This is a genomic window from Robinsoniella sp. RHS (assembly GCF_001029355.1).
Classification (GTDB): Bacteria; Bacillota; Clostridia; order Lachnospirales; family Lachnospiraceae; genus Robinsoniella; species Robinsoniella peoriensis.
In genome coordinates this window covers 1-10,980 of record NZ_JNGB01000068.1, presented here as the reverse complement: position 1 = coordinate 10,980, position 10,980 = coordinate 1, and the positions used below count along the sequence as shown (strand labels likewise).

Here is a 10,980-nt window from a genome sequence, read left to right as displayed (position 1 = left end):
CCATCGGATACTAAGCGGGTACTGAACCGAGAAATGCATCAGGATTTCTCGGTGAATACCCGCGTGCCGCCAAAAAGCGCTTCGGAAAGGTTAGAAAATACCAGTTCTGCGGCCAGCTGACGGAGCCCATGCCAGTTTCCCACACCCATCTTTCCGTACACTACCTACATCTACAAAGCGTCTTTAATCAGCAAAACCCAAATCTAAGATGAATTTGTTCGCTCCAGTACTAGTGGAAGGCTTACGAAAAACCCTACTCTTTATTTCCAATTCTCCGCTATCTCCTGGCGAATAATCTCCACATACCTTCTCGCCTTCTTCTCATCATGATTAATCGTATACACATCCCTCTGTGTAATCTCCATCCTGCATCCGCTGGCAGCTAATAAGCTTTTCCGGATATGCTGGCGGAATGCCTCTTCATCCAGGTTCGCCCCCACGCCCAGGAAGTTCGGGCTTGGCTTACGATGGAATATAATATTTCTTTCCCGCAGGCGTTCTCCCATAAATTCTTCATTACACCATGGAGAAATGGATACCTTGCGCAGGTTCTCCAGTTTGCTGATACAACGGTCCCAGATAGGATCTACCGGCTCGCAGCAGCCATAAGAAAGCATTCCATACTGCTGTGATATCTTTTGATAACATGGGAAGATGAACTCTTCATACATTTCAGGAGAAATCCCCACGGTTTCCTGGGAATCCATGAATCCCCACACATCCTTCGTAGTAAACGGACGTTTGGCGAACTCCTCAGCCCCGGGCAGATCATTGGTAAAACTCCAGCTTCCCTGGCCAACGGCTTCAAATCCTGTTGTTGGCAAAATTACCTTCTTTTCCTCCAGGAAGCGGTAGTAAGAAATAGTGTCTTCTGCAATCCGGTTCATCATCTCTTTAAAAAGTTCCGGATAATCATAAATGTTGAACATCATATTTTCCATACTCATAAAGTGAACCAGCATCTGCGTTGGTACACTGTATAAGCAGTCCATTTTCATTTTTACAGGAAGAATATCACCAATGGCATCTTCCACTATCTTCCTTTTCTTTTCCGTGTTTTCCAGATCTACTCCAAACCGGGATGGCTTTAGTTTCTCATAATCGTCCTCCAGATCTTCGATTACTGACACAAAATGATGCCCCAGGCTTTCCTGTCCGTCTTCCGCCATTGTATGGTCAACCTGAACATTAATGCCGAACAATTCAAAATAGGTATCGTAATTCATCCCAAAATAATCCGGCGTCACCCTATCGTCGTCAAATAACTCCTGATTTAAAAAATTGCAGTAGATACCCGTCTCAATTTCTCTGGCAAAGCTTCCTTCGCATCTCAGTCTCTGCGGAAGGATTTCCTGGGAAAATGTCCACATTTCCAGATGTATCATGGGTCGGTCTCCCTGAAGTGCATTATGCCTGTACCACTTTTCTATTCTCTGTAGATTGCTCTCCTGATTGGCATATTCCTGCTGCTTTTTAGCCAGTTCCCTTAATATCATCCTGTCTTTATCGGAAATTCTATATTCCATTTGTATAACCCCCTGTGATCTTCTGATTGTTTTATCTGCAATCATCATATCCTAAATATCACATTTTGGCATTACATGGAATTGCCCTTTTATATAAAAAAATTGCGGTAAAAAGCAAACTATATTTGACTTTATCAAGGGCGTAAACTATACTGGGATTATATTTTTTTATTATTCACCTGATTATGGAGGATTTTTATGACAACCATTTCATCCGGCCTGCTCCCGGCATCACAGATTTATTTCCATACTCCTTCGTCCACCGCTGCAAATGGATTTTTATATCCTTTATGTATTGGTCATTTTTACTGCGATCACACCTATCAGATACGCAGGAGCAGTTTCGACAGCTTCCTGGCTATTCTGGTGATACGCGGTACCGGCTTTATAGAAATCGATGGAGTTACCCATATCATAAAAGCCGGGGAGCTTACCATGATTGACTGCTATAAACCACATGCATATGGTGCCAGAAATTCCTGGGAGTTTTACTGGATTCATTTTGATGGAATGACTGCAAGGCATTATTTTAATCTGATTCAGAATAAATACCCCCACATATTCCATCTTTCCCAGGATGCGTTTGCAGAGACTCTTTTACCTGTAAGTGCAATCCTGGACAGCTTTTCCTGCCAGATCTCATGCAAAGAAATCCAGATGTCCAAATTTATTACAGATATGCTGACTTCCATTCTCATATCTGAGGAATCAACTCCGGCGGATCACAGCCCTTCAGCAGGAATATCCCCGGTGGAACTGGCTACCGCCTATATCCGCCAGCACTATCAGGAAACAATCACCGTAGAGGAACTCGCTGAAAAGGCCGCATTAAGCCCCTACTATTTTATCCGGGAATTCAAAAAAGAAACCGGGCTGACACCCCATAGCTATTTAACAGCAATGAGAATCAACTCGGCTAAGTTTTATCTGCGCACTACAGGCCGCTCCATTAAAGAAATAGGTTTCGCCTGCGGATTTCAAAGCGAGAACAGTTTCTGTATTACGTTTAAAAAGCAGGAAGGCATGACACCCACTCAGTTTCGGGATGGGGATTTATAATCACCTGTTTTTTATAAACGCTTTACGTATTAGACATCATATATCTATAACTTTTCTAGATCATACGCCCTGCCCTTTTCCATAACAACGGTTCTGCAGCCGCTGCCCTTAAGTCCGTTTACATATTTCATGGGATCTTCCGTATTCTCTGCGAACATTCCATAATGATTCGGTATTCCGGTTTCAGCCTGTACCCGCTTTGTCAGTGTAATGGCTTCGTCCACAGACATATTCCCTAGCTTGCCATTAATACAGACAAAGATGACATCTGCCTTAATCAGCTCTTTATTTTCATAATAACCTACTTCCGGGGTCAAAAGGCTGTCACCGGTAAAATAATAATCCCGCCCGTGATAATGGAGCACATAACCCTGACTGTCCTGTGTATGCTCTGCAAAGACCGCTTCCAGGTCACAACCGCCATATTGAAAATGTTCTCCTCTGTTGATGCAGCGGATATTATCTTCCGGAACACCGCATGCTTTTAATATTTTATAGCTGCTCTGTGGACCGGCAAAAATAGCAGATCCCTTCTCCATCCCTTTGACCATATCGGAATCCAGATGATCAATGTGATCATGGGTATACAAAATCACATCTGCCTTAACATCTTTACAGGCAGCCGGTGCCGGTACCAGCCGCTTTAATCCTTCTTCTTGTTCTACCAAATCCGAAAAATAAGGATCAATTAGTATCGTGTACCTTCCTTCTTTCAGCTCGTAACCTGCCTGTCCCAACCATTTTATCTGCATTATAAAACCCTCCATCCAGTCTTTTATCAAAATTTGCAGTACAAACATCCATATCTTTCTCAACATAATATCATAAATCTTCTATTTTGCGAACACTTTGTTGCAGTGTTTAAAAAATCTTAATAACTTATACGCCCGGGTTGCTTGAAATCACGTTGTGTTTTATATATAATAAGTATAAATTGTTATTTTTAAGAGGAAGGATTTATATGAAAGAAATTAAAAAATATTTGGACTTTCCATTTGAAAAGTCCTACCTGGAACCGATAAAAAAACGCCTGTTCCAAAATGTCATAAGGACGCATATCGCCTTCCAGAGTCTGATTATTATTTTTCAGCTGATTATGATGCTCTCTATCTCCCTAAGACCGGGAGGGCCTTTTTTTAAGCCCAGAAGAACAGCTTATTTCAGCATGTATGTTATCCTGGCTGTGATTACTTTAGGGGTGTTGATTATTAATGTTATCTTAGCGAAAAAACAATCCCTCAATCATCATTTTTATTTTCAACTGAATTTCTTCTATATGGGATTTCTATGCTTTTGGAGTACTTTTGTAACATTAAATGACCAGCTTGGTGGAAATGGATTAAATGTCTTTACCTATGTCATGCTCACCGTTGCTGTGCTGACCCTGTCCAAACCCTGGCATAACATTTTAATTATGGGCGGAAACTTTCTTCTTCTCAACTGTCTGCTTCCGTATTTTCCGGATCCTCATGGCGCTGACCAATCCTTTAATAACCTGATGAACAGTATGTTTACAACGGTACTGGCAATTGCCATCTCGACGATCTTTTACCGGAATCGGATTATGTCAGAATACAATCAAATCATCATAACAGAGCAATATAATCTGATTAATGATATTAATTCCCAGCTTCATCAGGAAGTTCTGACGGACAAACTAACCGGATTATATAACCGCAGATATCTGGACGACACCGTTAAAAATATCTTCCGGAAAAACCAGGAGGAACATAACAGCGCTGCCTGTATGATGCTTGATATTGACTTTTTCAAACAATACAATGATACATATGGGCATCAGGCAGGTGACAACTGCCTTGCAGCCATCTCCCACCTGCTTTCACGGGATATCAAGACAGAGGACGTCTGTCTGATCCGATACGGCGGGGAAGAATTCCTGATTTTCCTCTTTGGGGAATCTTCCCTTGACGCTAAAGAAAAAGCTGAAGTTATCCGCAGTTCCGTTGAACAGGGCTTGTACAATACCCCTGATATTCCAAAAAGGAATATGACAATCAGTATCGGATTATATCAGGAATCTCCTATGAAAGAGACCGATATGGAACGTTTTATTTTCCGTGCGGATCAGGCGCTTTATGAAGCAAAAAAGAACGGGCGCAATTGTGTTGTGGAATATAAGTAACATCTGCTGCAGTAACTGAGAATAAGAACATGCCGGGCATAAGAGCAGTTAATATTTTCTGCTTCGAAGATATTCCTTTGCCATACTCTGATCATACCATTTCTCTTCCGTAATGATTCGAAGCGGCAATTCCTTTCCTGCTACAAGATCCTGGATCGCTTTCATAAGCTGCGGTCCAAGCAGAGGATTGCATTCTACCGCACAATTTAATTTGCCGTCAATCATAGCCTCAAAGGCTTCCCTGGTTCCATCTACGGATACAATTTTCACATCTGTACCGGGAGCAATCCCGTTTTTTTCCAGTTCTTCAATTGCCCCAATTGCCATATCATCGTTTTGTGCATAGATAATATCAATATCCCACTCATGAGATTCCAGATAATTCTTAATAATGTTTCTTCCCCCTTCAATGGTATAATCCCCATATTCAGAATGCACGATTTTGTATTGCTTATTGTCTTTCAGAACTTCTTCAAACCCTTGCTTCCGTTCCACGGTAGGGGAAGCTCCTTCGTTACCCTGCAGCTCCATAATCTTCATACAATCTTTGTCCGGCGGAACATTATCCCGAATCCAGCGCATTGCCCTTCTTCCCTCTTCCAGGAAATCCGCGCCTATGTAAGTCATTATCCAGTCATCATTTTCTACTGCAATCTTGCGGTCAGAAGCCAGCACCGGAATCCCCGCCGCCTTAGTTTCTTTAAGAATCTCATCCCATCCGCTGTCAACAACCGGAGATACCACAATTACATCCACACCCATTTTAATAAATTTCCGGATAGCTTCGATCTGTTTTTGCTGGGATTGATTGGCATCTTCAAAGATCAGATTCATTCCGAAATCTTTTGCCGCCTCTTTTATGGACTCTGTATTTGCTTTCCTCCATGCACTCTCCATTCCAACCTGGGCATAACCTACGTCTATAATTTTATCCGGCTTTTTATAAATTTCACTCAAACCTTCTACATATGCCTCAACATTATCCTTCGTAACTACATGGCTCCTTAGAATGACCTGCTTAGGAACTCCGCTTGCCTGTTTTAATATGTCAAGGGCATATTGTATGGCTTCTTTTCCTCCGGTCGGACAGGTGATGGTCTCATCAATTTTGCCCTGGGAGATCAGATCAATCCCTTCATTTTCCCCAAGGAAACCATCGATGCCTACAATTTTTGCTTCTGCTCCGACTTTTTCCATTGCTAAATATGCCCCCAAAGCCATATAGTCGTTATGGGCAAATATCACGTCATATTCTTTTAGGTGCTCTCCCATGGCGAGCATGGTATCTTCCGCATCATCCTTTGATCCTGATTCAATCCTGCAGACACTTTTCTCGATATCCGGATACCTGGATATAATAGAATCAAATCCCTTACTACGGTTCTGGCTCGGCAGCGAGTCCGCACTTTGGCAGATTTCCAGTACTTTTCCCTTTTCATCGTTTAGCAGCCGCATCACACCTTCGCCTGCTCTCCTGCCAATCTGTTCATTATCCGGTCCGATAAATAAAGAGTAATCAAATCCTTCTACCCCCCGGTCCATTACAATCACAGGAATTTTTTTATGGTACACCCCACTGATAATTGATGTCATAATCTCGGTGTCACAGGGTGAAATTATCAACAGATCAATCCCAAAATCAATGAGTTTATCCACATCCTTTACCTGTTTAGTCACATCCGATGTGGCATCCGTCATAATTAATCTGATATTCTTATATTTCTTTGCCTCTTCTTCTATTTCACTGGTCAGGGCCAGTCTCCAGGACTCTCGCATATTTGCCTGTGAAACACCGATAACATATTCAATTTGCTGATATTCTCCACCGCCTGAACCTCTATTATAAAAATGCAGCCCCAGGAACATAATAAGGAGCAGCGAACATATTGATGCGGAAACGATCATCTTATTTTTCATCCCTGTATCCTCCTTCCAGTACATCCACACTCTGAGGTATCAGGATCGTTACCTTTGTTCCTTCTCCCAGTTCACTGGTTACCCTGACACAGAACTTATCCCCGTACCGGATTCGTAACCGTTCTTTAATATAGAACAATCCAAAGCTTTGATTTTCTTCCAACCGGGAATGTTCGTTGAGTAATGCATTGATCTGCTCCGCTTTTTCCCGGGTCATTCCTGCACCATCATCTTCTACCGTAAATTCCATCCAATTGTCTGCTGCGCTTTCACACCGTATAATCAGATGCCCCTGTCCCCGCTTCGTTTTAATACCGTGATAGATGGCATTTTCCACCAGCGGCTGCAGCATCAATTTCGGAACCACACATTGATTCAATCCGTCATCCACAAAAAGCTCATAGTTTAATTTCGGTCCATACCTGATTTTCTGTATATAAAGGTAATTGGAAACATATTTAATTTCCTGTTCCACTTTAATATAATCTCTGCCCTTACTCAGCCCGATCCGGAACATATTTGTCAGCGCATCCACCAGTCTTACGATATCATCCGCCTTATATTCTCTCGCCATCCAGCTGATGGTATCCAGTGTATTATAGAGAAAATGAGGTTTGATCTGCTCCTGCAGCACTTTAAGTTCTGCCATTCTCTTGTTTTTCTGCTCCACATAGACCATATCTACCAGACTTTCAATCTGTACCAGCATATGATTAAACCCATATCCCAGCTCACTTACCTCATCTTTATAATTCCCGTCAAAACGGACTGCCAGATTACCGGATGCTGCTTCACGCATTAAAAGTTTCAGTTCCACAACAGGATTAGTTATGGTCTGGGATATTTTCAAAGAAATAACCAGAACAAATATAAGGGTCATTGCAAGGCCTCCGGTTAAAATATAGAACATGGAATTCGTACTTCCCATAATTTCGTCCAGAGAGAATACACCTACAATCTTCCAGCCTGTATATTCGGACTCTTCATAGCGTATCTGATAATTTTCCCCGTTTATTCTGGCATCCACCGGTACCTGTTCCGGAGTCAGCCATGCAGGGTCGATACGGTATGTCACTTTATTCGGAAGGGTATAGACCATGCGGTCATCCTTGTCCAGTACAAATACAAACCCATTATCTCCTATGGTTACATTTTGTATGGACTGGGAAATAATATCATGCTTTATATCCAGGAGTAAAACTCCCATTATTTCACCGGTATTTGCATTTTTAATTGCTTTTGCTATGGAAAACACATCATCTATGCTATAACTCTTATCCGTGGCAATATTTCTTCCTGCAATGTTGCTGATGATCTGCATTTCATCGGGATGCGCTGCCGCCTGGCGGTACCAGTCCTCATTTTTAAAGGAGTCCCTGGAGATACGCATCATCCCGGTATTCGTACATAAATCGTTCTCCGTGGCTACAAAAATTCCTGCAATTTCTTTATTGGAAACAGCCAGATTGTCCAGTATATTTTCTAAATTTAGCTTTGCCTGTTTCCAGAAGACATCCTCTTCGGATTTCATAGACCCAAAATCGGTATTTTCCATCCCACAGATAATAAAATTTGCAATTTTATCAATGCTGTTGACATATACGTCAATGGATGTTTTGACCTGGCTCATCATCTGATCTGCATGCTGGGAGACACTTTTTTTTGCCTGTCCGGTAAATACACTGATCCCAATCATTCCGAACACACAAAAAGGGATCAGCGAAGCGACAATATAAGACCAGACCATTTTACTACGGATTGTAATATTCATGAATTTGTTCTTAAGCTTGTTCATTTCGCTCACCCCTCTTCGTCAATTCCTGTCTTTTTATTATAGCTTTGACCGGGTAATTTCGCAATCGGATTCTAATTATTCTAATTTAAAATCCTATTTTCCTTTTAATTTTTCTGCCCGTATGGATATGATTCTCTGAATAACAATGAATACGCATAACAGCGCTGCAATCGTTACTTTTGTCCACCATGTATTCAGATTTTCGTACGTTACAATGGTCTGGATAATTCCCTGAATCAGAACTCCTATGGTCGTACCGATTACAGTACCGACACCTCCGGTCAGCAGGGTGCCGCCGATTACGGCAGAGGATATGGCATCCAGTTCCAGCCCCATATTCTGGAGCGAGTAGCCTGCTAATGTATAGAAGCTGAAAACTACACCTGCAAGTGCTGCACAGAAGCTGCTGATTGCATAAACTGCAATCTTTGTTCTTGCTACCGGAAGCCCCATCAGAATCGCTGACTGTTCATTCCCACCTAAAGCATAAATACTTCTACCGAACTTGGTAAATTTTAATATGTAGTAAGCTGCAAGAATTACTACCAGAGCAATAAATACATAAGAATAAATCTTACCTTTCCCAATTACCAATTTGCTCAGCGCCATTTTTTTATAAAAATCATTGGAGATAGAAATGGATTCCGTACTGATTACCGCACAAAGCCCTCTCATCAAAAACTGTCCTGCAAGCGTTACGATAAATGGCTGCAGTTTAAAGTAGTGGATAATGTATCCCATCCCAAATCCAATTGCTGCGCCGATCAGTAATACTAAAGGAATCACTACAAATGCCGGTGCACCCTTCTGCAGCAAGAATGCGGATAGTACACAGGTAAATGCAATCGTGGACGCTATGGATATATCGATTCCGCCTGTCAGTAATACAAAGGTAACACCAATAGATGCTATAATCAGGTAGGCATTATCATTAAATAAATTAAAAAACGTAGATAAGGATAAAAACCGGTCATACGAAACAGATCCGAATATAAATAGTGCAATAAACAGCACAAATGTGATTACCAGCGAAACATTATTAATTTTTAATCTCTTTTTTGCCATCTCTCTCATGCCTGCTTCGCCACCTTTCTCTTAGAGAATTTTCTTGTAAATGTCTCTTTAAATTCTTTTGACTGTGAAAGACAGATGATAACAACTAAAATAGCTTTTACTACCTGGGTAATTTCCGGTGCAATTCCTATGGCATAAACAGTTGTTGTAATACTCTGAATGATCAGAGCACCTGCGATACTAGCCGGTATTGAAAAACGTCCCCCGCTTAGTGAAGTCCCGCCAATGGCAACTGCAAGAATTGCATCCATTTCAATCATAAGACCTGCATTGTTACAGTCCGCCCCTTTGATGCTGGCACTTTCAATGAGACCCGCCAAAGCTGCAAAGATACCACAGCAGGTATAAACAACCAGTTTAATCGCATCTACATTGATTCCGGCAAATTTACTGGATACAGAATTACATCCGGTTGATTCCAGAAAAAGTCCAAATGCCGTTTTTTTGGTAAAAAGCAACACGATGATTAATAAAATAACTACCAGATATACCGGAAATGGAATTCCAAGAATATATCCACCATTAATAAAGTAATATGCGTCTGAGCTAACTGTTACAATCTTACCACCGGTTACTAATTGGGCTATTCCGCGCCCCGCAACCATTAAGATCATCGTTGCTACAATCGGCTGAATCTGAATCTTTGCAACCAGGAATCCATTCCAAAGCCCGCATAACAGACCTGCCAAAAGTGCCAGTATAATGGCGATTGCCACATTTCCACCCACTCCCGGAAGAATGCTTCCGCTTACGATACTGCAGGCAATTGCCCCGCTTATTGCCATAACAGAACCAACCGAGATATCGGTTCCCCCTGTAGCAAGTACCATTGTCATACCAATGGATAAGATCATCAGCTTACTGCCATTTCTTATAATATCAATAATTCTTCCATAAAGATGCCCATCAACTATTTTCATCTGAAAGAAACTTCCACCAGATATGATTCCGTTAAACAGGATAATAGCCAGTAATATCACAAAGGGCCAAAATGCCTGATTTTTAGAAATTTTATTTAATTTTTTCATGATTATCACCTCCAGCTATATAACGCATGATTGCCTCTTCTGAAATCTGGCTGCCCCGGAGTTCTGTTACCTTTCGCATGTCCCTTAAAATAACCATTCTGCCGCAGCACCTGGTCATCTCATCTATTTCCGAAGAAATAAAGATAACCGCCATTCCCTGTTTTGCCAGGTCTACTACTATTTTTTGTATTTCGGCTTTCGTTCCAATATCAATTCCCCTTGTCGGCTCATCCAGCATGAGAAGTTCCGGCTCAGTTGCCAGCCATCTGGCAAGGATTACCTTCTGCTGGTTGCCTCCGCTTAAATTCTTAATCAGCTGTTCTGACGACGGGGTCTTGATTTCCAGTTTCTTAATATACTCATCTGCTATCTTCTCTGACTCCTGTCTGGATATAAAGTGAAACATCCCCCGCTTCGCCTGCAGTGCCAGGCAGATAT

The 10,980-nt window shown here is 41.7% G+C and carries 10 protein-coding genes; 2 read left to right on the top strand and 8 right to left on the bottom strand.

What is annotated here, in order from left to right:
* Window positions 1–38: 38 nt before the first annotated feature.
* Together RHS_RS31520 and RHS_RS20685 are read right to left on the bottom strand one after the other, a co-directional pair.
* Window positions 39–161, bottom strand: a complete 123-nt coding sequence (locus RHS_RS31520) for a hypothetical protein (RefSeq protein WP_255348045.1) — start codon at window positions 159–161, stop codon at window positions 39–41.
* A 99-nt stretch (window positions 162–260) separates the two neighbouring features.
* Window positions 261–1,526: a hypothetical protein gene (locus RHS_RS20685; protein WP_047834236.1), complete on the bottom strand. Its 1,266-nt coding sequence runs from the start codon at window positions 1,524–1,526 to the stop codon at window positions 261–263.
* A gap of 198 nt (window positions 1,527–1,724) precedes the next feature.
* On the opposite strand from RHS_RS20685, the gene RHS_RS20680 reads away from it, so the two are divergent.
* On the top strand, window positions 1,725–2,585 hold the full coding sequence (locus tag RHS_RS20680) for an AraC family transcriptional regulator (RefSeq protein ID WP_047834235.1): 861 nt from the start codon (window positions 1,725–1,727) through the stop codon (window positions 2,583–2,585).
* A 44-nt stretch (window positions 2,586–2,629) separates the two neighbouring features.
* Here RHS_RS20680 and RHS_RS20675 read toward each other — a convergent pair whose 3' ends face one another.
* Window positions 2,630–3,337 carry an MBL fold metallo-hydrolase gene (locus tag RHS_RS20675; protein WP_395023140.1) on the bottom strand — a complete coding sequence of 236 codons (708 nt, stop codon included), beginning with the start codon at window positions 3,335–3,337 and terminating at the stop codon, window positions 2,630–2,632.
* 209 nt (window positions 3,338–3,546) lie between these two features.
* Between RHS_RS20675 and RHS_RS20670 the strand changes: the two genes are divergently transcribed.
* Window positions 3,547–4,728, top strand: coding sequence for a GGDEF domain-containing protein (locus RHS_RS20670; RefSeq protein ID WP_395023137.1), 1,182 nt, complete (start codon window positions 3,547–3,549; stop codon window positions 4,726–4,728).
* Window positions 4,729–4,776: 48 nt separating this feature from the next.
* Here the strand turns inward: RHS_RS20670 and RHS_RS20665 are convergent, their stop codons facing one another.
* From RHS_RS20665 to RHS_RS20645, 5 genes are all read right to left on the bottom strand, one after another.
* Window positions 4,777–6,645 carry a substrate-binding domain-containing protein gene (locus RHS_RS20665; protein WP_027295679.1) on the bottom strand — a complete coding sequence of 623 codons (1,869 nt, stop codon included), beginning with the start codon at window positions 6,643–6,645 and terminating at the stop codon, window positions 4,777–4,779.
* On the bottom strand, window positions 6,635–8,440 hold the full coding sequence (locus RHS_RS20660) for a sensor histidine kinase (RefSeq protein WP_027295678.1): 1,806 nt from the start codon (window positions 8,438–8,440) through the stop codon (window positions 6,635–6,637). The genes RHS_RS20665 and RHS_RS20660 overlap by 11 nt, the downstream gene beginning before the upstream one ends.
* 93 nt (window positions 8,441–8,533) lie before the next feature.
* The gene (gene yjfF / locus RHS_RS20655) at window positions 8,534–9,505 is read right to left on the bottom strand and encodes a galactofuranose ABC transporter, permease protein YjfF (RefSeq protein ID WP_027295677.1); all 972 of its coding nucleotides are present in this window, start codon (window positions 9,503–9,505) and stop codon (window positions 8,534–8,536) included.
* A gap of 5 nt (window positions 9,506–9,510) precedes the next feature.
* Window positions 9,511–10,542, bottom strand: a complete 1,032-nt coding sequence (locus RHS_RS20650) for an ABC transporter permease (RefSeq protein WP_027295676.1) — start codon at window positions 10,540–10,542, stop codon at window positions 9,511–9,513.
* Window positions 10,526–10,980, bottom strand: a 455-nt coding sequence (locus RHS_RS20645) for an ATP-binding cassette domain-containing protein (protein ID WP_047834233.1), incomplete at its 5' end; no start/stop codon positions are given. The genes RHS_RS20650 and RHS_RS20645, both read right to left, overlap by 17 nt.

Excerpts from the sequence above, each read along its gene's own strand:
- RHS_RS20665 (WP_027295679.1), bottom strand. The coding sequence starts at position 6,645 with ATGAAAAATAAGATGATCGTTTCCGCATCAATATGTTCGCTGCTCCTT.
- yjfF (WP_027295677.1), bottom strand. The coding sequence starts at position 9,505 with ATGGCAAAAAAGAGATTAAAAATTAATAATGTTTCGCTGGTAATCACA.
- RHS_RS20675 (WP_395023140.1), bottom strand. The coding sequence starts at position 3,337 with ATGCAGATAAAATGGTTGGGACAGGCAGGTTACGAGCTGAAAGAAGGA.
- RHS_RS20650 (WP_027295676.1), bottom strand. The coding sequence starts at position 10,542 with ATGAAAAAATTAAATAAAATTTCTAAAAATCAGGCATTTTGGCCCTTT.
- RHS_RS20680 (WP_047834235.1), top strand. The coding sequence starts at position 1,725 with ATGACAACCATTTCATCCGGCCTGCTCCCGGCATCACAGATTTATTTC.
- RHS_RS20670 (WP_395023137.1), top strand. The coding sequence starts at position 3,547 with ATGAAAGAAATTAAAAAATATTTGGACTTTCCATTTGAAAAGTCCTAC.
- RHS_RS20660 (WP_027295678.1), bottom strand. The coding sequence starts at position 8,440 with ATGAACAAGCTTAAGAACAAATTCATGAATATTACAATCCGTAGTAAA.
- RHS_RS20685 (WP_047834236.1), bottom strand. The coding sequence starts at position 1,526 with ATGGAATATAGAATTTCCGATAAAGACAGGATGATATTAAGGGAACTG.